This window comes from Rhizobium johnstonii 3841 (assembly GCF_000009265.1).
Taxonomy (GTDB): Bacteria; Pseudomonadota; Alphaproteobacteria; order Rhizobiales; family Rhizobiaceae; genus Rhizobium; species Rhizobium acaciae.
In genome coordinates this window covers 974,484-995,485 of sequence record NC_008380.1, presented here as the reverse complement: position 1 = coordinate 995,485, position 21,002 = coordinate 974,484, and the positions used below count along the sequence as shown (strand labels likewise).

Below are 21,002 nucleotides of genomic sequence, written 5' to 3'. Positions count from 1 at the left end.
GGTTAAGCCCCTCCCCCTTCTGGGGAGGGGTTTGGGGCGGGGTCTTTGCCCCACTCATCAAATAATAACGTGCGAGCCGAGCTCCACCACCCGGTTGGCCGGCAGGCGGAAGTAGTCCGAGGGGTTGGCGGCGGCGTTGGCGAGCGCGATGTAAAGCCGGTCCTGCCAGTGTGGCATGCCAGACTTGGCGTCCGGTACCAGCTTACGGCGGCCGAGATAGAAGGAGGTCGACATGATGTCGAACTTCAGTCCCGTCTTGCGCAGTGTCGCCAGGGCCTGCGAGACATTCTGCGATTCCATGAAGCCAAAGAGCAGTTCGACACGCGAGAAACGCTCGGAAATCTGCTCGACCCTGTAGCGGTCGTGGCTCGGGACGCGCGGTTTGTTGATCGTGCGGATCGTCAGGATGACGTTGCGGTCGTGAAGCACATGGTTATGCTTGAGATTGTGCAGCAAGGCGGCAGGGGCCGATTCCGGATCGCTGGTCAGGAAGATCGCGGTGCCCGGAACCTGGGCCGGTGAATGTTCGCTCTTGCGCTCGATCGAGCTGACGAAAGAGGCGAGCGGAATATCGGTGTGGCGGGTCTTTTCCATCAGGATCGCCGTGCCGCGACGCCAGGTCCACATGACGACGGTAAAGGCGGTGGCGATCATGATCGGGATATAGCCGCCATCGTGGATCTTCAGAAGATTGGCGCCGAGGAAGATCATTTCGAGCACGACCAGCGGCGCGAGCGCGATCACCGCAACCGGAAGCGACCAGTTCCAGCGGGCGCGGACGAATTCGAAAGCCATGATCGAGGTGACGACCATGGCGCCGGTGACGGAGATGCCATAGGCGGTCGCCAGCGCATCCGAAGTCTTGAAACCCAAGACCAGGAAGATGACGCCGATGAACAGCACGGCATTGACCGAAGGCACGAAGATCTGCCCGGTATTGGTTTCCGAGGTGAAGAGGATTTCCATGCGCGGCAGGAAGCCAAGGTTGATGCCCTGGCGCACCATCGAGAAGGCCCCGGTGATGACCGCCTGGCTGGCGATGATCGTCGCGGCGGTCGCCAGGATGACGACCGGCAGCAGCGCCCATTTCGGATACATCAGATAGAAGGGATCGGACATCGTCATCGGATTGCCGAGAACGAGCGCGCCCTGCCCAAGATAGTTCAGCGTCAGCGCCGGGAAAACCAGCAGGAACCAGGCCCACTGGATCGGGCGGCGGCCGAAATGGCCGAGATCGGCATAGAGTGCCTCGGCGCCCGTCACCGTCAGGAAGACGGCCCCGAGCACGACGATGCCGTAGAAGCCCTCATGCAGCAGGAAGGCGACGGCATAATAGGGATTGAAGGCGGCAAGGATGCCGTAATCGTCCGAAATATGGGAAATGCCGGCGGCGGCCATGACGAGGAACCAGACGGCGGTGATCGGGCCGAAGAACTTCGCGACGGCGCCGGTGCCGCGCGATTGCACGACGAAGAGCAGCGCCAGGATCACCACCGAGATCGGCACGATATAGTCCGCGAGGCGGGGTGTGACGAGCTTCAGGCCCTCGACGGCCGACAGCACGGATAGAGCCGGCGTGATCATCGCGTCGCCGAGGAAGAGGGCTGCACCCATCAGGCCGAGCAGCATCAGGATGGCGGTGTGGCCGTTGGCGGTCTTCATCAGCAGGGCAAGCAGCGACAGCGTGCCGCCCTCCCCGTCGTTGTCGGCGCGCAGCAGGAAGAGCACATATTTGATGGTGACGATGATCGTCAGCGCCCAGATCATCAGCGAGATCAGGCTGATGACTTCGAAACGTGTGACGCCGTCATGGGCCACCGGCTTCAGCGCTTCGCGAAAGGCATAGAGCGGGCTGGTACCGATATCGCCGTAGACGACACCGACGGAACCCAGCGCGAGATAAAACAGCTTTCGCGGCGTCATATGGCGTTCGTTCGGATGGCTCTCTTCGGACATGAAGTTGCAACAGGCTCCTCAGAGCCAGCCTTTCCAGCGAAAGAAGAAAAAGGGGATGACGGCTGAAATCACCATCAGGGCCAGCGAATAGGGATAACCCGCGGCCCAGGTCAGCTCCGGCATGACCTGAAAGTTCATACCATAGACGGAAGCAACCAATGTCGGCGGCAAGAACACCACCGAGGCAATCGAGAAAATCTTGATGATCGAGTTCTGCTCGATGTTGATCAGCCCGAGCGAAGCATCGAGCAGGAAAGTGATGTTGGCGGCGACGAAGGAAGCATGCTCCGACAACGACTGGATATCGCGGGAAACGGTGCGGCAGAGCTCCTTCGTCTCGCGGTCCTGCTGCATCGCCGGGATGGTGTGAAAGAACGTCAGCAGCCGGGCAAGCGAGCCGAGGCTGTCGCGCACCTTGCTGATCATCCGGTGATGGCCAGCGATATCGCGCAGCTTCTCCTCGAGATAGTTCGAGGGCTTGCGCACCTTCCTTGCCCGGTCGCCGAAGACATGCATCGACAAGATGTCGATGCGCGAGACGGAAATCTCGAGGATCTCGGCGGTGCGGTCGACGATCGTCTCCAAGAGCTTGGCGAGAAGGGCGGCACCACTGCGCCAGTTTTCCGGCAGCCGGTGAAGGGCGGCGATGAACAGCGCAAAGGATTTGGGATGGGCGTAGCGAATGGTGACCAGGCGGTTTCCAGCCAGGATGAAAGCGACATCTGTCAGCGTCGGCACGTCGGTGTCAGCCTTCCAGAGCAGCGAGGCGGTCATGAAAACGGCGTCGTTTTCGACATAGAGACGGGCGGAAGGCTCGATATCCTTGAGGTCGTCGCGGGTCGGGACCTCGATGCCGAGAACCTTCTCGACATAGATTTCCTCATCGCGGGTCGGCTCGATCATATCGATCCAGACGACATCCTCGGGAAAGGACGCGGCATGCGACAGATCGCGGATCTCGACCGACCTGCAATTGGAACAGTAAGCGGTAATCACCGGTCGTCTCTCCGGCTGCATCCAACCTTAAAGGCCGGCATGCGCGTTGTGCTCAACCGCATCGCAGTTCCCAATCCTTCGATCGACAAGACAACTCCGAACTTGCAGGCGGGCCGGCCTCTTCGAAACGAAGACCGCCGTCACTGAGCATCTGCAGCAAAACGCCATCATGGCGCCGCGGCATATGAAGCAAAGCCGCGAAATAATCAAGACATCTTCCGTGAAGCGCGGCTTTTCACCACGTTTCCCCCACAATTTGGGGTATCCGCCGCAGTGATTCGGCTCGCTAAAGCACCTTGCATCGAACCCGATTCATGCGACGCGCGTCAGCTCCTTGTTTCATGCATGCCTTTATCCCGGAACCGCTTCACACTTCCGGGCGGCATGCATTTGTTGTGATGCATGCCTTTATCCCGGAACCGCTTCACACTTCCGGGCGGCATGCATTATTCGAAGACGATCGTCGGTGCCGGACGCTGGGATTGACCGGCGACCTGTTCCCAGACCTTGGCGGCGATGCCGCGATAGATGCCGGCGACGACGCCGTTCGGCTCGGAGGCGACCAGCGGCGTGCCGGCGTCGGAGGTTTCGCGAATATTCATCGTCAGCGGCACTTCCCCGAGGAAGGGCACTCCGATGCGCTCGGCCTCCTTGCGGGCGCCGCCATGGCCGAAGATGTCGTAGCGGGTGCCGGTATCCGGGGCGATGAAATAGCTCATATTCTCGACGATGCCGAGCACCGGCACCTCAACCTTGCGGAACATGTTGAGGCCCTTGCGGGCATCGATCAGCGCGAGATCCTGCGGCGTCGAGACGATGACGGCGCCGGCAAGCGGCACCTGCTGGGCCATGGTCAATTGGGCGTCGCCGGTGCCGGGCGGCATGTCGACGACGAGGACGTCGAGTTCGCCCCAGGCGACTTCGCGCAGCATCTGCAACAGCGCCGACTGGACCATCGGCCCGCGCCAGATCATCGCCGTCTCCTCGTCGACAAGGAAACCCATCGACATGACCTTGAGGCCATAATTCTCCATCGGATTGATGATGCGGCCGTCGATCTGCGTCGGGCGGCCGGATATCTTCAGCAGCCGCGGCATCGAGGGACCGTAGATATCGGCATCGAGAATACCGACACGAAGGCCGTTGGCGAGCAGGCCGAGTGCGAGATTGACGGCGGTGGTCGACTTGCCGACCCCACCCTTGCCCGAGGCGACGGCGATGATCGCACCGATGCCGGGCACACCGATCTTGCCGGCGCGCGGCGGCTGTTGAGGAGCGTGAGCGTGGCCCGCATGATCGTGGCCGGGATGGCCGTGAGGCGGGTTCGGCCGGGCAGCCGGAGCGGCGGCGGCCGCCTTCTTGTCGGCGGTCAGTGTGACGAGGGCACCCTTGACGCCCGGCATTTCCTTGATGACGCGCTCGGCGGCAAGCCGCATCGGCTCCAGCTCCTTGGCGCGATCGGCCGGGACGGTGATGGAGAAATAAACCTTGCCGTCGGAGATGAAGACGTCGGAGACCATGCCGAGCTCGACGATATGGTGCTCGAGATCGGGCCCACGCACGGTCTTCAGCGTTTCGAGAACCTGTTCCTTGGTGACGTCGGCCATTCCACCCTCACTGCTTCTTTTCAGATCACAGATAGTGGAGACGGAAGCCTTCGCCAAACAAAATCATCGGGAGGAAAATCCGGCGCACCAAAAGAGCGCCGGGGAGAATTGGCAATCCGTTGCGGCCATCAAGTCCGCCGGGCTTTCGCCCTGATGGCCGCAACGGTCTCCCCGAGAACCGGCGCAATCAGGGGCGAACTAGAGCAAGCCGAAAAAAAGACCAGCGAAAAGTGAACGGGGAAGACGAAATCGCAGACAGCCGGGTAAGAAGCGGTGCCAAAACGCAACAACCGCCGCCGACACCGAAGAGCCGGGAGAAAAGCGGCATCGGCGTCGGGCAGCGGTGTGTCGGCCGCGCCATTTCCTGGCGCTGGTCTCAAAGTCCCCTCTGGACCTCTCGCAGAAGAGATGCAGAAAGCGTGCCAGATGGAAAATCAGGAAAAACAGCGCAAAAGCGCTTGCGACAGCCTCTCAGCAGGAAAGATATGCCTACGCGCTGGGCGGCTTCGAAAGCCATCGGTTGTTTTTTGCAACTTATTTGATCAGGCCGATGCGCAGCGCCTTGGCGACGGCCTGGGTGCGGTTGACCGTGTCGAGCTTCTTGGTGGCGCGGTTGAGGTAGTGATTGACCGTATGTTCGGACAGCGTCAGGATTTCGGCGATTTCGGCACTGGTCTTGCCGGCCGCCGTCCAGTTGAGGCAATCGATCTCGCGGTCGGTCAGCGTGTCCGTCATGCGCGTATCGAGGTTGCGGATCTCGGCCAGCCTGTCGAAGACGTGGATGGCGATGTAGCACAGCTCGCGCATCTCGGCCGAACTGAAGGGTTCGCGGTCGCCGGCGAAAGAGACGGCACCGCGCAGGCCGGAGGGCTCATGCGTCGGGAAATAGGCGCAGCGCATCATCTTGAAACGTTCGAACAGGGAGGCGACGAGAATGGACTTGCCGTCGTCCCTCGACCAGTTCTGGCGCGACATGTCGTAGAAGAAGGGCCGCGCGGATGTTCTGAGACGCCTCAGAACCGGGCTGTTCACCATCAGGCCTTCCTGGTCGTAGAGAGCCAGAAGCTCGGCCGGCCAGCTGGTGATGACGGTGCTGCCCTGAAGATCGAAGGAGGTGATCGGCGGCAGGTTGAGGACCATGAAGGCGCGGCTGCGATAGGCTTCCGTCACCCGTTTCATGAAACGGAAAATATCGAACTGGGTCTTCAGGCCCGCTATTTCCTGAACATAGTCGTCTTCTTCCGTGGATGTTTGCGACAAGGGTGCCATCACATTTCTTCATCTTCGGCACAGCGGCCGGCAAACCGTTTGCGAAACCTGCCCGCCATGGGCGTTTCGATTGCATCGGGGAACGACGATCGCTGGTGGAATCGGCTTCAGCGTTGAGCGTTCGGCCGGTGACTGGTTGTAGATTTCGCGGACCGTTCTAGTTGTGGTGATTCGTCGGCAAATCTCAATATCGCGCTCATCATAAGCATGCTCTGCGATCGCGTCCACCAGCGGGCCGATTGTGATTTTCCCTCAGCGGCGCGGACCGAGACGGATGCGCATGCCTTCCATGATCCTTCCAGCCGCCAACTGAACGGGAACGGACCATTGGTGCAGAAGTTCCATCGACAAGCGATAGGCCGGGCCGGTAATCGAAATGCCACCCATAAAGGTCCGATCCTCCGACCAGACGGGGGCGGCAACGCAGCGGATGCCGGCCTCATGCTCCTCGCGGTCGAAAGCATAACCCTGATCGGCAATCTCGCGGATTTCGGCAAGCAGCGTTTCGGCAGAGATATGGGTCGAGGCGGTAAAGCTGGTGAAGCTCAGGCCGGCAAGCAGATCGACGAGGCTTTCGGCCGGCAGCAGCGAAAGGGCAGCTTTGCCGACGCCGGTACAATAACAGGGCGAGGCATTGCCGATCTGCGAATACATGCGCACCGGCTGACGGCCCTCGACCTTGTCGAGATAGATGATCGACTGCCCCCTGAGGACGCCGAGATGGACTGTCTCGCCGGTTGCCTGCTGCAGATCTCGAAGATGCGGTTCGGCAATCAGGCGGAATTCGTTGCGCGCCCAGCTGCGCGCGGCGAAATCGAGCAGGCGCAGGCCGGGCGCATAACGGCCGTCGCCATCGAGCTCGAGCAGCCCCTCCTCCACCAGATGGGTGAGCTGGCGATGCAGCGTGCCGCGTGGCTGGCCGGCAAGGGCCAGGATATCGGTGAAACGCAGCGGCGCATCGGCATGGGTGACGAGATCGAGCAGAACCATCAGTTTGCCGAGCGTGCCGGTCTCGCGTGCCTGTGCCGTGCTTTCGCCGTTTGAATTCATCGCCTCGTCCGCCCTTGACAGAAAGGGCAGTGTAATTCGATAATTCCATATAGTCAAATTAAGTTCCAAATAATGGAACAATGATACGGTCGGGAGGCGACGGTGAACATGATGCCAGCAGCACAATTTCCAGAGTTCAAAGACCGCGCCGTGCTGGTGACCGGCGGCGGATCGGGCATCGGTGCTGCGATCGTCGAAGGTTTCGCGCGCCAGGGCGCCAAGGTCTCGTTCATCGATATCGCCGAGGCCGCCGGCCGCGAACTGGCCGAAAGGCTGTCGCGGGAGACGGCGCATCCGGTCTCCTTTTACCATGCCGATCTGCGCGACATCGCGGCGATCCGGCACACGGTCGATAGCGTCATTGCCAGCTCGGGGCCGATCCGCGTGCTGGTCAACAATGCCGCCTGGGACGACCGTCATGAATTCGACGCGGTGACCGAGGCCTATTGGGACAACAATCAGGCGGTCAACCTCAAGCATGTGTTCTTCACCTCGCAGGCAGTCGTGCCGTCGATGCGGACGGCCGGCGGCGGGGCGATCATCAATATGTCGTCGATCGCCTTCAAGCTGAACATGGGCGGTTTTCCCGCCTATGCGGCAGCCAAGGCGGCGGTCGTCGGGCTGACGAAGAGCCTGGCGGGCAGGCTCGGGCCGGAGAACATCCGGGTCAACTGCATCCTGCCCGGCATGGTGGTCACCGAGCGGCAGATGCAGCACTGGCTCACCGAGGAGAGCATTGCGCGCTCGGTCGAGGACCAGTGCCTGAAGGTCGCGCTCAAACCCGATGCGATCGTCGGTCCCTGCCTGTTTCTAGCATCCGACTGTGCGGCGGCGATGACCGCGCAGTCCCTGATTGTCGATGGAGGCGTTCTGTAATGACAAATCCCGCTTATGTCGCGGTGGACTGGGGCACCAGCAGCTTTCGGCTCTGGCTGATCGGCAGGGACGGCACCGTCCTTGCCGAACGCCGCAGCGGCGAAGGCATGACGAGCGCGGCAAAGACCGGCTTTTCCGCCGTGCTTGCCGGCCATCTCACCGCCATCGAGGCGCCGGAAAACCTGCCGGTCATCGTCTGCGGCATGGCCGGCGCCAGGCAGGGCTGGGTCGAGGCCGGTTATATCGATGTGCCGGCGCCGCTCGCCTCGATCCTGACCGGGGCGGTCTCCGTGCCCGGCGAAAGCCGCGACATCCGTATCCTGCCGGGCCTTGCCCAGCGGGACATAGCGAGGCCCGACGTCATGCGCGGCGAGGAAACCCAGCTTCTCGGCGCGCTCGGCCGTGCAAGCTCGGGCGCGCAGGCGGTCTGCATGCCCGGCACGCATTCGAAATGGGTGCATGTGACGGACAGCAAGGTGACCGGCTTTTCGACCTTCATGACCGGCGAGCTTTTCGACGTCATCAGCAAACACACGATCCTTTCGCATGCCGTTACCGGTGCGGAAGAGCAGCCGGCGGATGCGGCCGCCTTCGAGGCGGCGGTCTCGGCCGTTTTCGCACGCCCGGCCCTTGCCTCCAACCTGCTCTTTGCCGCCCGCTCCGGCCAACTCCTGCACGGGATATCCGCCGCTGCCGCGCAAGCCCGGCTTTCCGGTACGCTGATCGGCCTCGAAATCGCCGGGGCGCTGCAGGATGCGGCAAACGGCACCACCATCACCCTCGTCGCCTCCGGGCGCCTGCAGGCGCTCTACGAACAGGCCTTCAGAACCCTCTCCCTTGCCTTCACCGCCATCGACGCCGACGCTGCCGTGCGCCGCGGGCTTTCGGCCGCCGCCGAAGCCATCTGGCCGAACTGAGAAAGCTGACACGATGAACCGTATCCCCTTCCCCGACATGAAGCGCCCGCTGATCGCCATCCTTCGCGGCATCCGGCCCGACGAGACCGAAAGCGTTGTCGGCGCTCTGATCGAAAATGGCCTGACGGCGATCGAGATCCCGCTCAACTCGCCGGAGCCGTTCAAATCCATCGAGATCGCCGCGAAGATGGCGCCGGCCGAAGTGCTGATCGGCGCCGGCACGGTGCTGACCGTCGAGGCGGTCGACAGCCTGCATGCGGCCGGCGGCAAGCTGCTGGTCACCCCGAATGTCGAGCCCGAGGTGATCATCCGGGCGCGCGACTACGGCATGGTGACGATGCCGGGCGTCTTTACGCCGACGGAGGCGCTAGCGGCTGCGCGCGCCGGCGCCACCGGTCTCAAATTCTTTCCGGCCAGCGTGCTTGGCCCTTCCGGCATTACGGCGATCCGGGCAATCCTGCCGCCGGAGCTCACGATTGCCGCCGTCGGCGGTGTCTCGGACAAGAATTTCGGCGATTATACCAAGGCCGGCATCTTCTCCTTCGGCCTCGGCACCAGCATCTACAAGCCAGGAATGACCGCGTCAGAGGTTGCCGAGCGCGCCAAGGCGACCATTTACGCCTATGATGCAGCCATTGGGAGCGTGAACGTATGACCGATATTTATGAGTTCGAGGGCAAAACACTTTGCAATACCAATTCCGTTCTCGGTGAAGGCCCGACCTATGATCCGGACAGCAATACCGTCTGGTGGTTCAACATCCTCGGCAAAGAACTGCACGAACTCAATCTTTCGACGGCTGCGAAGAAGGTGCATCCGCTGCCTGTGATGGCAAGCGTGCTTGCCCGTATCGACGCCGGGCGGCAGCTGATCGCGACGGAAGAAGGGCTTTTCGTACGCGATGTGGCAAGCGGCAACCTCACCTTCTACGCCGCGCTCGAAAACGACAGGCCGGAAAACCGCTCGAACGACGGCCGCACCCATCCTTCGGGTGCGCTTTGGATCGGCACGATGAGCAAGCGGGCGGAAAACCAGGCCGGCGCCATCTACCATGTCGCCAGCGGCAAGGTGACGAAGATCTTCAACGGCATCAGCATCCCGAATTCGATCTGCTTCTCGCCCGACGGCACGATCGGCTATTATACGGATTCCCGCATCAACCGGCTGATGCGCGTCATGGTCGATCCGTTGACCGGCCTCCCCTCGGGCGAGCCGATCGTGCTCGTCGACAGCATGGACGAGCCCGGCAGCATCGACGGCTCGGTGGTCGATGCCGACGGCTATCTGTGGAATGCGCGCTGGGGCGCCGGCGTCGTCGACCGCTATAGTCCGGACGGTCTGCGCATCTCGCGCTATATGGTTCCTGCCGTCCAGCCCTCCTGCCCTGCCTTCATCGGCGTCAACGCCGACCGGCTTGCGGTAACGACCGCCTGGGAAGGGCTGGATGAGGATGCGCGTTCGGCCCAGCCGAGCGCCGGCGCGCTGCTGGAACTCGGCATCGACGTCAAAGGCGTGTTCGATCCCGTCTATGTGATCTGAAAACAGGGCGATCCGAGGCCATCAGAGGCGCTCCCGACCGGGGCGCCTTTTCTCGTTTCACCGGCGGTGCTTCGATAAATGTTCCGTGAGAATCGAGAAATTTTCCATGTTTTCAACCGGAACCAATCGCGCCACCCGCCATTTTCCTTTCGAACCGGCGCGGCAAGGAGACCTGAAGAAACAGGTGTTGCCGGGTCAGCGATCACTCTAAGGAAAAACGAAGGTAGGTTCGAAATGACACGCAAACTCTTGACGACCGTTGCCGCTGGCGCACTGTTTGCCACGGCTTTCGCACCGGCGGCATTCTCGCAGACGGCACCGCAACCGGCGGATCCCGCCGCTCCGACGCAGGCAGCTCCTGCCGATCCGGCGGCACCGAAGCCGATGACGCCTGATGTCACCAAGCCCGCTGGCGATGCCGCACAGGCTCCGGCCCCGGCACCGACAGCAGATACGGCTCAGGCCAGCTATCTGACGGAACAATCTCCGGACCAAGTCAGCGCCAACACCTATATCGGCCAGTCGGTCTATAACGGCAACAATGAAAGCATCGGCAGCGTCAACGACCTGATTCTCAAGAAGGACGGCGGCATGGTTGCCGCAATCGTTGGCGTCGGCGGCTTTCTTGGCATCGGCGAAAAGAACGTCGCCGTCCCGATGGAAAAGATCACCGTCGCCCAGAACACCCAGGACGGCAGCGTCAAGCTGACGACCAGCGAAACGGCTGAATCGCTGAAGGCCGCACCTGAGTTCAAAACGCTGGCAATGCAGTCGGCCGAAAAGGCTCCGGCTGCGACCGGTACCGATACCACGGCAACTGGCTCGACCACGCCTAAGTAATCCGTGCGCGGCAGTATAGCAGCGTAGGCGATGGCGCTCCCAGGGGCGCCATCGTTTTATGCGGCGCCATCGCTTTATGCGCTGACCCGCTCCGCCATGGTCGGATCGTAATAGTTTTCGTGCAGGAAGCGCAGCGTGGCGATACCGTCGGCCGGACGGCCGAAGTGATAGCCCTGGCCCATGCCGCAGCCGAGCGTGCGCAACTTTACCGCCTCGGCATAATCTTCGATGCCTTCCGCTACCACTTCCAGCTCCAAGCCCTCGCACATCGTAAGGATCGCCTTGATGATGTGTTCGGAGGCGCGATCGGAATTGATGCGCGAGACGAAGGCGCGGTCGATCTTGATCTTGTCGAAGATGAAGTCGCGCAGGCGCCCGAGGCTCGATTGGCCGGTGCCGAAATCGTCGAGCGAGATGCGCACACCGGCGGCGCGCAGATCGGCTATGATGCGGTGGGCGGTATCGGCCGAACTCATCACCGCCGTCTCGGTAATCTCCAGCTCCAGGCGATGCGGATCGAAGCCGACGCGGCCGAGGATCGACAGGACGCTGCTGCTCGTGCCCGGATCCATCAGCTGGGCCGAGGAGAGATTGAACGACAGGAAGAGTTCGCGCGGCCAGGAAAGTGCAGCTTCGGCGGCTTTGCGCAGCAGCGCCTCCGACAGCGCGTCGATGAAGCCGCGCTCTTCGGCCAGCGGCACGAAGACGCCGGGCGACACGAAGCCGAGATCGGGATCGTTCCAGCGGGCGAGCGCTTCGAAGCCGACGACCTGATTGTTGGACAGCGAAACGATCGGCTGGAAATGCACGTCGATCGCGTCGGAGATGATGGCGTTTCTGAGCGCCTGCTCCAGCTGCGTCGCGCGCTTCATCTCCTGGGCGATCTCGCGCGAATAGACGGTGATCTGGCCGCGGCCGCGGCGCTTGGAACGGTAGAGGGCGGTTTCGGCGCTCTTCAGCAGTTCCTCGCAATCCTCTCCGGCGAAGGGATAGATGGAAAAGCCGAGGGAGGCGGAGAGGCGGACGTTGCGGTTACCAAGGTCATAAGGCGCCGACAGCACCTCGCGGATCATCTGGCCGAATTTCTCGGCACTCGCCCGCTCGAAGATCAACGGCAGCACGAAGGCGAATTCGTCGCCATCGTGGCGAGTGACCAGCGCGCCGTCAGGAATGCAGGCCCTGAGACGATGGGCGACCTGACAGAGGATTTCATCGCCGGCTGTCGAGCCGAACAGATCGTTGATCGGCTTGAAACTGTCGAGGTTGACGATGCCGATGGTGAAGGGGGCCGGATCGCTGGCACGCTCAGCGGAGATCTGCAAGACCTTGTCCCGCATGCGATTGCGGTTGCCCAATCCGGTCAGCGGATCGGTATAGGCCATCGCCTGAAGCTCATTCTGACCGACGGTCAAGAAAGCTATGTCCGCCGATTTCATCATCCAAACCCGAGCTTTCCTCCGGAGCCATGCAGAAGAATGACCGGCAGGTCTTAACAATTCGATAGTAAATCAGCGGCATAGCTGCCTGAACCTCCCCAAAATCTAGGGAGTTGACGGGTATTTTGGCGCCTGCACACTTTTGCGCGAGATGCTTCAGTTTTGGGCCCGCACGGGCTCATTCATTAGATATTTCTGAAATACAGTTTCCAGCATGTCAGGGCTGACGGGTTTCATGATGACGTCGTTCATGCCTGATTTGACGCATTCGGCGCGGTCACGCTCGAAGGCCTGGGTGAGCACGCCGATGATCGGAGTGCGGGTGCCACCGCCGGTTTCCTCCATCTGCCGGATGAGGCGCGCGGCCTCGAAGCCGTTGAAGCCCGGCAGGGAAATATCCATCAGCACGATCTGCGGCCGGTGCTCGGCCCAGAGGCGCACGGCCTCGTCGCCGGTCGCCGCAAGCATATGGCGATAGCCGAGGCCTTCGAGGATCTGCGAAAAGACGATCTGATTGATATCATTGTCTTCGGCGACGAGAACCTGCAGGCCGACCGGATCGTCGGAAATGCTGATTTCCCAATCAGCATCCGAACCGGCGGCGCTGCGGCTGTTGCGATTGAAATGGCGGGCGATCTGGAAGGTGAGCTCGTTGGCGATCTGGAAACCGTCCATGACGAGCGCCGGGATGCCGTATTGCTCGGCAAGTTCGAGGCAGCGCATGCCCATCTGGTTGTCGATGATCAGAAGATCGAGCAAGATGCCGGACGAGGTGGCGATTTCCAGGAACCGCTCCTCTTCGTCCTCGCCGCGGACCGAGCAGGCTTCGAAGCCGTATTTCGTCAGCGTCCGCAGCGCGGCGGTCTCGGCGGCCAGGTCAGCCGTGACGACGAGGACCTTGCGGCCGGAGAAATTCTCCGGAACGATCGCTTCCATCGCCGCCGGTTCGCGCCGTGCGATGCCGCTTGGTACCGGCACATAGGCCCGGCGATAGCTTTGATTGCTGGAGGCGGTGATCGCGGACGCTTGGCCGAACTCGTCGAGATCGGCGCCGTCGCGCGGCAGGTCCTGCATGGTCGACACCAGGAAATAGCGGCCAGGCTTGCCGATGCGGTGCTTGCGGCTGACGATATCGCGCTCGATGCCGTCGCGGGAGATCTGCCGCTGGCGGGAGACGGACATCTCGCCTGTCTCCAGCACATGGCGGTCGCTTTCTTCGAAGCGCTTGGCGATCTCTTCTGAAAAGAGATCGCCGCTCTTGCGCCCGAGCACCTCGTCGGCGCTCGTCTGATATTTCTCGCAGAAGGCGAGATTCACCGCGACGTAGGTGAGGTTGCGATCCTTGACGAAAAGCGGGAACGGCAGATTGTCGAGAATGTCCTCGGTGAGCTGTACCCGCTCCAGATCGGAGCGCCATTGCTCTTCGCGCTTCTTGTTCTCGGAAATGTCGGAGATGATGGTGACGCCGTAACCGCCCGGCAGCCGGCGCTTGACGAAGCGGACCCAGCTATCGGCACCGTGGCGCTCGACGGCGTCGAAGCGCTCGCGCCAATGCGAGGCGATTTTCTGCGACAGCCAGTCCTCGCGGCTGAGCGAGCCACCCTGCCTGACATCATACTGCTGGCGAATGCCGGTGTCGTACATCGCGCCGAGGAAATCGCGAAGCCGCGTGCCCGGCTTCAGCATCTCGGCGGGCAGCGGAAAGTAATCGAGAGTCTGGCGACTTGCGAAGATCAGGTGATCGTTTTTGTCGTAGATGATGAAAGCTGCCGAAAGGCTGTCGCACACCACATCGAAAAGCGCCGTCTGCAGATCGGCCTCGGCGGAAGCCCCATCGATTTCTGATGATGTGTCCGCCTTTTCGAAGCCGGCACTCATTCTGTTGCGTCCCACATCTGTTCGATTTCGCAGCTTCCGGAGGTATGTGATTAGAAATGCCATTTTTATGTTAAAACCGGCTTAACATTACCTATTCCCAAATTTGCGGGAGGACCGGATCACGTTTCGGGAAAGCCTGCCGAAACCCCTTCCCTCCAGCCCGCGAATCCCCGAAAATAGCTCATGGCCATCAGACAGCTTTCCGAAACGCTCATCAACCAGATCGCCGCCGGCGAAGTCATCGAACGGCCGGCGAGCGCTGCCAAGGAACTGATCGAAAACGCGCTCGACGCGGGCGCGACGCGTATCGAAATCGCCACATCAGGCGGCGGCAAGGCGCTGCTGCGCGTCAGCGACAATGGCTCGGGCATGGACGCGGCCGATCTGGAACTGGCGGTCAGGCGCCACTGCACGTCGAAGATCTCAGAGACGCTCGAGGATATCCGCACGCTCGGCTTCCGCGGCGAGGCGCTGCCCTCGATCGGCTCGGTCGCGAGGCTCAGCATCGCAAGCCGCAGACGCGACAGCGCCGGCGGCCACGAGATCGCCGTTGCCGGCGGCAAGATCGCGCATCTGCGCCCGGCTGCCGCCAATCCCGGGACGATCGTCGAAGTGCGCGACCTGTTCTTCGCCACACCCGCCCGGCTCAAATTCCTGAAGACGGAAAAAGCCGAGGCCGGCGCCATTACCGAAATCGTCAAGCGCATGGCGATCGCCTTTCCCGCGGTGCGTTTCGTGCTGTCGGGCTCCGACCGCACGACGCTGGAATTTCCGGCGACCGGTGACGATCATCTGGGGCGCATGGCGCAAGTGCTCGGCAAGGAGTTCCGCGACAACGCCATTGCGCTCGACGCCGTGCGCGAAGAGATCGCGCTTACCGGCTTTGCCGGCGTGCCGACCTTCAATCGCGGCAACTCCGCCCATCAATATGCCTTCGTCAACGGCCGGCCGGTGCAGGACAAGCTGATCCTCTCGGCGATCCGCGGCGCCTATGCCGAGACGATCCCATCCGGCCGTTATCCGGTGGCGGTGCTGTCAATCACGCTCGATCCCGCTCTCGTCGACGTCAATGTGCATCCGGCAAAATCCGACGTGCGGTTCCGCGACCCTGGCCTGGTGCGCGGCCTGATCGTTGGCGCCATCCGCGAGGCCTTGGCGCGCGACGGCAGCCGGGCGGCGACGACCGGGGCGAGCGACATGCTGCGCTCCTTCCGCCCCGGCTTCCCGCCGAATAGCCAGCGGCCGCAAACGGCATGGTCGGCCGAAACGTCGTCCTCCCGGCCGTATCAGCCGGCAACGGGTTTCGGCGAGCGGCCACAGGCGTCCTTCGACGGACTTTCGATGCCGACGGCGCGGGCCGAGCCGCAGTTTTCGCCGCAGCCGGCAGCCGCCGAACCAAACGCGCGCTATCCGCTCGGCGCGGCGCGGGCGCAGATCCACGCAAACTACATCGTCGCCCAGACCGAGGACGGGCTCGTCATCGTCGACCAGCATGCCGCACATGAGCGGCTGGTGTTCGAAGCGATGCGCAAGGCGCTGCATTCGAAGCGGCTTGCCTCGCAGGTACTGCTCATCCCCGAGATCGTCGACATCCCGGAAGAGGATTGCGACCGGCTGATGCAGCATGCGGCCGAACTTTCCGAACTCGGCCTGGCGATCGAGCGTTTCGGCCCAGGCGCGATCGCCGTGCGCGAGACGCCGGCAATGCTCGGCGAGGTCGATGCGCATGGGCTGATCCGCCAGCTTGCCGACGAGATCGCCGAATGGGACACGGCGTCCGGCCTATCGGCCAAGCTCGAATATGTGGCGGCAACCATGGCCTGCCACGGATCGGTGCGCTCCGGACGGCGGCTGCGGCCGGAGGAAATGAACGCGCTGCTCCGGGAGATGGAAGTGACGCCCGGCTCCGGCCAATGCAATCACGGCCGGCCGACCTATATCGAATTGAAGCTCAGCGATATCGAACGGCTTTTCGGCAGAAGCTAAAAAAGCTGGAAAAGCGGCCCTTGCGGGAGTATGGCAGACTAAAGCGTGATGCGATCTTTCAGATTCGCTTGCCACGCTTTGGTCTTTGGTGTTCCGCATGCCGTGATCGCAAAACCGCGGCAGACTTTTGCGCGACATGCTCTAATGACAGACGGCAGGGAACGGAGCGCATGAATTTGTTTGAAGGGCACGGAAACCGCGAGGCGAAGATCCGGTATCTCGATGGCGATTTCCAGATTCTCTCGCCCGGCTCCTATGTCGTCTGCGCGATGACGGGGAAACAGATCCCGCTCGACGAATTGCGCTACTGGAGCGTCGCCCGGCAGGAACCCTATGCCGACGTGATCTCGGCCATCGATGCCGACAAACGCGCCGGTGTGCTGCCGAACCAGCGGCGTTAGAACAGGATGATTTTAGGCCGGGTCGGCCGTCCCGATAGAAGATTGAAATCTGGGCGCAACGAGCGGTCACACGTCCGACCCGCCCCACGAAGGACGGGCCGTTTGCGTGATCCGATCCCCACAGGGGCAACGGTTCACTTGAATTTCGCCATATTCTCTGGCGTCACGAGCGCAGCGCCGGAATCGATCAAAGACTCAACCTTCTCTCCGCGAATCGATTTTACCAGCGCATCCACACCGAGTTCTGCCATCTTGGTGGGGAACTGCGCCACCGACGCATCCTCGACTCCACTCTTCAGCGCTTCCTCTTCGCCGCAGCAGAAGTCGAAACCGACCAGCACAATCTTGTCATTGGCAGTGCCAGCGTTCTTGATTGCGCGCGCCGCGCCAGCAGCGGGCGGGCCGCAAGCGGCATAAATGGCTTTGAGATCCGGGTTCTTCGTCAGCAAATCTTCGGCGACACTGATCCCGAGTTCCTCGGTGCAGTTTGTTGCGCCTTTCCCGACGATCTTGACGTCAAGGCCGTTCAGCCCTTCAAGCATACCGTTCACGCGGTCATCAAGCGCCGGCACACCGGGCACGCCCTCAAGAATCCCGAGCGTGTCGCCGGCTTTAAGAACAGTTTTGAGATATTCCCCTGCGATTTTGCCCGCGGCGAAGTTATTGGTCGTGGCAAGCGCCGTCCTGCCTTTCCAATCCGGAATATTGTTATCCATCAGCACGACCTTGATACCGGCCGCCACCGCCTTGTCCAGCGCAGTGGACACGGTGGGATCGACGGGCGTGAGGGCAATGCCCTGCACGCCTCGTGTCACCATGGACTCGATCTGTGCAATCTGGCCCTCGATGTCGGTTGCGGACGTACCCTGCCCGTAGATGATCTCGACGCCGGGATTTCTCTTCGCATAATCTTTGGCGGCGTTCTCCATTGTTGCGAAGAACGGTACAGGGAATTTGGTTATAAAGCCGAGCTTGACCGGCTCCTGCGCCAAGGCCGGGACTGCAGCGACGGCCAGGAGCGCAAGAGCTCCCAGCAGGGATTGCGGTTTCATGATAGACCTCCCATGTTTCGACCGCCCTCCTCTAGAGCGATCTCGTTGTCCGCTGCCCCAACGAAGCAGCGATCTCCCTTAAGCCTCGGCGCCGACAATCATCGCGACAAGGTCCTGCTTGTTCGCTTCAGTCGGCTTCAGTTCACCCACCTTGCGCCCCTGCCGCAGCACAACCGCCCGATCGGCGATTTCGACGACATGCTCCATATTGTGCGTGATGATGATCACGGCATTGCCGTCGGCCTTGAGCTGATTGATAAGGTCAAGAACCTGGCGAGACTCGCGAAGACCGAGGGCGGCCGTTGGTTCGTCAAGGACCACCAGCTTGCGCGCAAAAACAATGGCGCGCGCGACCGCGATAGCCTGTCGCTGCCCCCCGGACATCAGCGCGACCGGCGCATCGAATCTCGGCAGTTTAACCTTCAGGCGATCGATGACACTTGCTGCCTCCCGCTTCATCAGGCCCGTGTTGAGGAAGCGGAGAGGACGCGGCAGCCAGGAGGGGAAAGAGATTTCTCGTCCGCAATAGAAATTCTGTACCGGGGTCAGGTTGTCGAAAAGCGCCAGATCCTGATAGACGGTTTCAATCCCGGCGCGGCGGGCGGCGGCCGTTGAATGGAGCGATACGGGCGCACCATCCACGAGGATCTCTCCTTCGTCGAGACTGTGAAGCCCACTGATGCATTTGACGAGCGTCGACTTGCCGGCGCCGTTATCACCCAAGAGAGCGGTTACCTCACCTGCATAGGCATCAAAGCTTACATTTTTCAGGGCATGGATGGCGCCAAAGCGCTTCTGGGCGTTTCGAACCGAAAGTGCCGGTGTGGTGGATGCAGGGTTCATTGCACTCTCGCCGATTGAAGCACGCGTGCACGCGCCTCGAGATGGTTACGAAGCACGTCAGCCTCCACGGCGATGACGATGACGAGCCCAATCGCGATCATTTGAAAGAACACGTCGACGCCGAGAAGGTTAAGGGCGTTGCGGATGACGCCGATCAGCACGGCGCCGATCAGGGCGTGGCCGAGATGGCCTCGTCCGCCAAGGAAGCTTGCGCCCCCGATAATCACCGCAGCAATCGTGTCGAGTTCCAAAAGATTGCCGTAGATTGGCGAGGCGGCGGCGGTCCGTCCGGCGAGCAGCACCGCGCCGACACCTGCACAAAAGCCGCAAATAATGTAGGTTGCGAGCAGAACGCCCTTTACCGGGATCCCCATGCTTCTGGCGGCATTCGGTGCGCCGCCGACCGCATAGATCCATCGGCCAAAGACCATCGACTTCGTCAGGATCAGAAAAAGAAGCCCGAACATCGCAACGGCAAAGAAGGAATTGGGCACACCAAGCGTCGTACCGCCGCCGATTGCAGTCACTGCATCGGGCATCCCGCGCATGGTGGTGTGGCCGGGCGCCAATGCAAGTGCCAGGCCGCGGCAGATACTCAAGGTCGCAAGTGTAATGATAAAGGGGTGTGGCAGCCGGCCATAGACAAAGACAAGGCCGTTGACCGCACCGATAGCAGCGCCGGCAAGCAGCATGGCCATAATGACGACGATCGAGGAATCAACCTGCTGGTAGACAAGTCCGCCGATGACTGTTGCCAGCGCCAGATTCGAGCCGACAGACAGGTCGATGCCGCGCGTCAGGATAACGAGTTGCTGCCCCATTGCTACAACAGCAATCACTGCTGTCTGCGCCAGGATGTTCCCCAGGTTAACCGGCTTTAGAAAAGCCGGCGTGATCAAACTGACGACGGCGATGAGCATAATCAGGATCAATAGAGGGCCGAGGCTCAATAGCTTCAGTCCGAATGTGATGCCAGATTGTCTCGGCTGGAAGGTTGCATCTTGCGAACCACCAGGCCGGGACGAATTCTGAGGCAGAATCCCGGAGTCTTCCAAATTCCCCTAGCCTCCCCCGTTTTTTATACATAAGAAACATATGATACACGTGCGTCAAATTGTTTTTTATGGATATCTAATCATACCGGGAGTTGCGCCATGAGAACGGATACGACTTTCAAGCGGGCATTCAATGATATGATCGACATCATTCGGACTCTCGATCTTGGGGCGGAATTGCCGTCCGAAAATGCACTGCGCACCCAGCTTGGCGTGAGCAGAACAACGGTGCGGAAGGTGCTGGCGGGGATGTCCGCACGTGGGATCATCATATCTGAAGCGCACAAGCGGATCATACGTGAGCAGCCACGGCAGAAAGAGCGCTATCCGAAGAAAGAGACTTTGGCAATTTCGGAACAGGTCGAGACGAGCTTCATGGAATGGATGCTGCGCGGTGATGCCTGTCCGGGCACAGAAATCAATGAGACGGAATTAGCTCGGAAATTCGGCGTCGCGACAACGATTGTCCGTGAGTTTCTCAATCGATTCCAGAAATATGGGCTGATCGAGAAGCGTCAGAATGCAGGCTGGGTTTTTAAAGGGTTCACAGCCAGTTTCGCGCTCGAACTGTTTGAGATCAGAGAGATGTTCGAAATGCGCTCCGCACGGCTTTTCGCTGCCCTGCCCGACGGGTCGCCCGTCTGGAAACAGATCCAATCTATGCGGGCGGCGCATTTGGAACTGCTCGCGGACATCGACGCTCGGTTTCAGGATTTCTCGGAGCTGGACAGCCGTTTCCACCGGCTGATTACCGCAGTCGCGCCAAACCGCTTTATCGAAAGCTTCCAAGACGTGATAACCATGGTCTTCCACTATCACTATCAGTGGAACAAGCGTGATGAACGCGCGCGGAATGAGGTCGCCATCAGGGAACATCTCGCCCTGATCGAAGCCCTCGAAAGCCGCAATATCGCCTTGATCGATCGCGCATGCCGGTTGCATCTGACTTCCGCCCGCGAAACTTTGCTTCACTCGATCGCGTGATAGCGTTGCATGCAGAGATGTGCGCAGAACGAGGCGTTTTGCAGCAGCCTGCTAGAGCCTTTCCGGGTTAGATTGAAGCATTCTGCCGGAGCAGGTTTTCGTCAGGGCAAAGGCGATTGGCGAAGGGCATACCCCAAGGTACGTGCGAGCCGATCGCCTTTGATCCTGGCGCAAAGATGCCCGGCCCTTCGGGTTGGCTGAAACGGGCCGGCTGATCGACCGGCCGGCTTGGCCGTAGAGCTGGGCTACGACGCGCGCCGGCCGGTCGACCATCCGACTCCGTTTGAGCCAACAGAATGCTTCAATCTAACCCGGAA

The 21,002-nt window shown here is 61.2% G+C and carries 18 protein-coding genes; 8 read left to right on the top strand and 10 right to left on the bottom strand.

Going from position 1 to position 21,002, the window contains the following annotated elements; genetic code table 11:
• Positions 1–57: 57 nt before the first annotated feature.
• The 5 genes from RL_RS04815 to RL_RS04795 form a co-directional block, all read right to left on the bottom strand.
• The gene (locus RL_RS04815) at positions 58–1,956 is read right to left on the bottom strand and encodes a potassium transporter Kup (protein WP_011650664.1); all 1,899 of its coding nucleotides are present in this window, start codon (positions 1,954–1,956) and stop codon (positions 58–60) included.
• An 18-nt stretch (positions 1,957–1,974) separates the two neighbouring features.
• A complete protein-coding gene (locus RL_RS04810) occupies positions 1,975–2,952 on the bottom strand; it encodes a magnesium transporter CorA family protein (protein WP_003545849.1) in 978 nt (325 codons plus the stop codon).
• Positions 2,953–3,398: 446 nt separating this feature from the next.
• The gene (locus RL_RS04805; RefSeq protein ID WP_011650662.1) at positions 3,399–4,559 is read right to left on the bottom strand and encodes an Mrp/NBP35 family ATP-binding protein; all 1,161 of its coding nucleotides are present in this window, start codon (positions 4,557–4,559) and stop codon (positions 3,399–3,401) included.
• 534 nt (positions 4,560–5,093) lie between these two features.
• Positions 5,094–5,828: a helix-turn-helix transcriptional regulator gene (locus tag RL_RS04800; protein ID WP_032982822.1), complete on the bottom strand. Its 735-nt coding sequence runs from the start codon at positions 5,826–5,828 to the stop codon at positions 5,094–5,096.
• A 252-nt stretch (positions 5,829–6,080) separates the two neighbouring features.
• On the bottom strand, positions 6,081–6,878 hold the full coding sequence (locus RL_RS04795) for an IclR family transcriptional regulator (RefSeq protein ID WP_011650660.1): 798 nt from the start codon (positions 6,876–6,878) through the stop codon (positions 6,081–6,083).
• Between the two features lie 108 nt (positions 6,879–6,986).
• Between RL_RS04795 and RL_RS04790 the strand changes: the two genes are divergently transcribed.
• The 5 genes from RL_RS04790 to RL_RS04770 all read left to right on the top strand — a co-directional run bounded on the left by RL_RS04790 (position 6,987) and on the right by RL_RS04770 (position 11,050).
• Positions 6,987–7,754 (top strand): SDR family NAD(P)-dependent oxidoreductase, encoded by a 768-nt coding sequence (locus RL_RS04790; RefSeq protein ID WP_173364452.1) that lies wholly within the window; start codon positions 6,987–6,989, stop codon positions 7,752–7,754.
• On the top strand, positions 7,754–8,671 hold the full coding sequence (locus tag RL_RS04785) for a 2-dehydro-3-deoxygalactonokinase (RefSeq protein WP_011650658.1): 918 nt from the start codon (positions 7,754–7,756) through the stop codon (positions 8,669–8,671). The genes RL_RS04790 and RL_RS04785 overlap by 1 nt, the downstream gene beginning before the upstream one ends.
• A gap of 13 nt (positions 8,672–8,684) precedes the next feature.
• Positions 8,685–9,326 carry a 2-dehydro-3-deoxy-6-phosphogalactonate aldolase gene (locus tag RL_RS04780; protein ID WP_011650657.1) on the top strand — a complete coding sequence of 214 codons (642 nt, stop codon included), beginning with the start codon at positions 8,685–8,687 and terminating at the stop codon, positions 9,324–9,326.
• Positions 9,323–10,210 carry an SMP-30/gluconolactonase/LRE family protein gene (locus RL_RS04775; RefSeq protein WP_011650656.1) on the top strand — a complete coding sequence of 296 codons (888 nt, stop codon included), beginning with the start codon at positions 9,323–9,325 and terminating at the stop codon, positions 10,208–10,210. Before RL_RS04780 ends, RL_RS04775 begins: the two co-directional genes overlap by 4 nt.
• A 234-nt stretch (positions 10,211–10,444) precedes the next feature.
• Complete coding sequence (locus RL_RS04770; protein WP_011650655.1) at positions 10,445–11,050, top strand: PRC-barrel domain-containing protein; 606 nt, start codon at positions 10,445–10,447, stop codon at positions 11,048–11,050.
• Positions 11,051–11,124: 74 nt separating this feature from the next.
• On the opposite strand, the gene RL_RS04765 is transcribed toward RL_RS04770, so the two are convergent.
• Both RL_RS04765 and RL_RS04760 read right to left on the bottom strand, forming a co-directional pair.
• The gene (locus tag RL_RS04765; protein WP_011650654.1) at positions 11,125–12,489 is read right to left on the bottom strand and encodes a putative bifunctional diguanylate cyclase/phosphodiesterase; all 1,365 of its coding nucleotides are present in this window, start codon (positions 12,487–12,489) and stop codon (positions 11,125–11,127) included.
• Between the two features lie 153 nt (positions 12,490–12,642).
• A complete protein-coding gene (locus RL_RS04760; RefSeq protein WP_011650653.1) occupies positions 12,643–14,364 on the bottom strand; it encodes a response regulator in 1,722 nt (573 codons plus the stop codon).
• Positions 14,365–14,547: 183 nt separating this feature from the next.
• Between RL_RS04760 and mutL the strand changes: the two genes are divergently transcribed.
• Positions 14,548–16,350: a DNA mismatch repair endonuclease MutL gene (gene mutL / locus RL_RS04755; RefSeq protein ID WP_011650652.1), complete on the top strand. Its 1,803-nt coding sequence runs from the start codon at positions 14,548–14,550 to the stop codon at positions 16,348–16,350.
• Between the two features lie 170 nt (positions 16,351–16,520).
• The gene (locus RL_RS04750; RefSeq protein WP_003545832.1) at positions 16,521–16,751 is read left to right on the top strand and encodes a DUF2093 domain-containing protein; all 231 of its coding nucleotides are present in this window, start codon (positions 16,521–16,523) and stop codon (positions 16,749–16,751) included.
• 134 nt (positions 16,752–16,885) lie between these two features.
• Here RL_RS04750 and RL_RS04745 read toward each other — a convergent pair whose 3' ends face one another.
• From RL_RS04745 to RL_RS04735, 3 genes are all read right to left on the bottom strand, one after another.
• A complete protein-coding gene (locus RL_RS04745) occupies positions 16,886–17,803 on the bottom strand; it encodes a sugar ABC transporter substrate-binding protein (protein ID WP_011650650.1) in 918 nt (305 codons plus the stop codon).
• Positions 17,804–17,881: 78 nt separating this feature from the next.
• The gene (locus RL_RS04740) at positions 17,882–18,646 is read right to left on the bottom strand and encodes an ATP-binding cassette domain-containing protein (RefSeq protein ID WP_011650649.1); all 765 of its coding nucleotides are present in this window, start codon (positions 18,644–18,646) and stop codon (positions 17,882–17,884) included.
• Positions 18,643–19,701, bottom strand: coding sequence for an ABC transporter permease (locus RL_RS04735; RefSeq protein WP_011650648.1), 1,059 nt, complete (start codon positions 19,699–19,701; stop codon positions 18,643–18,645). The genes RL_RS04740 and RL_RS04735 overlap by 4 nt, the downstream gene beginning before the upstream one ends.
• Before the next feature lie 99 nt (positions 19,702–19,800).
• On the opposite strand from RL_RS04735, the gene RL_RS04730 reads away from it, so the two are divergent.
• A complete protein-coding gene (locus RL_RS04730; protein WP_011650647.1) occupies positions 19,801–20,685 on the top strand; it encodes a GntR family transcriptional regulator in 885 nt (294 codons plus the stop codon).
• Positions 20,686–21,002 lie beyond the last annotated feature (317 nt).

Excerpts from the sequence above, each read along its gene's own strand:
- RL_RS04815 (WP_011650664.1), bottom strand. The coding sequence starts at position 1,956 with ATGTCCGAAGAGAGCCATCCGAACGAACGCCATATGACGCCGCGAAAG.
- RL_RS04805 (WP_011650662.1), bottom strand. The coding sequence starts at position 4,559 with ATGGCCGACGTCACCAAGGAACAGGTTCTCGAAACGCTGAAGACCGTG.
- RL_RS04800 (WP_032982822.1), bottom strand. The coding sequence starts at position 5,828 with ATGGCACCCTTGTCGCAAACATCCACGGAAGAAGACGACTATGTTCAG.
- RL_RS04795 (WP_011650660.1), bottom strand. The coding sequence starts at position 6,878 with ATGAATTCAAACGGCGAAAGCACGGCACAGGCACGCGAGACCGGCACG.
- RL_RS04790 (WP_173364452.1), top strand. The coding sequence starts at position 6,987 with ATGATGCCAGCAGCACAATTTCCAGAGTTCAAAGACCGCGCCGTGCTG.
- RL_RS04785 (WP_011650658.1), top strand. The coding sequence starts at position 7,754 with ATGACAAATCCCGCTTATGTCGCGGTGGACTGGGGCACCAGCAGCTTT.
- RL_RS04780 (WP_011650657.1), top strand. The coding sequence starts at position 8,685 with ATGAACCGTATCCCCTTCCCCGACATGAAGCGCCCGCTGATCGCCATC.
- RL_RS04775 (WP_011650656.1), top strand. The coding sequence starts at position 9,323 with ATGACCGATATTTATGAGTTCGAGGGCAAAACACTTTGCAATACCAAT.
- RL_RS04770 (WP_011650655.1), top strand. The coding sequence starts at position 10,445 with ATGACACGCAAACTCTTGACGACCGTTGCCGCTGGCGCACTGTTTGCC.
- RL_RS04765 (WP_011650654.1), bottom strand. The coding sequence starts at position 12,489 with ATGATGAAATCGGCGGACATAGCTTTCTTGACCGTCGGTCAGAATGAG.
- RL_RS04760 (WP_011650653.1), bottom strand. The coding sequence starts at position 14,364 with ATGAGTGCCGGCTTCGAAAAGGCGGACACATCATCAGAAATCGATGGG.
- mutL (WP_011650652.1), top strand. The coding sequence starts at position 14,548 with ATGGCCATCAGACAGCTTTCCGAAACGCTCATCAACCAGATCGCCGCC.
- RL_RS04750 (WP_003545832.1), top strand. The coding sequence starts at position 16,521 with ATGAATTTGTTTGAAGGGCACGGAAACCGCGAGGCGAAGATCCGGTAT.
- RL_RS04745 (WP_011650650.1), bottom strand. The coding sequence starts at position 17,803 with ATGAAACCGCAATCCCTGCTGGGAGCTCTTGCGCTCCTGGCCGTCGCT.
- RL_RS04740 (WP_011650649.1), bottom strand. The coding sequence starts at position 18,646 with ATGAACCCTGCATCCACCACACCGGCACTTTCGGTTCGAAACGCCCAG.
- RL_RS04730 (WP_011650647.1), top strand. The coding sequence starts at position 19,801 with ATGAGAACGGATACGACTTTCAAGCGGGCATTCAATGATATGATCGAC.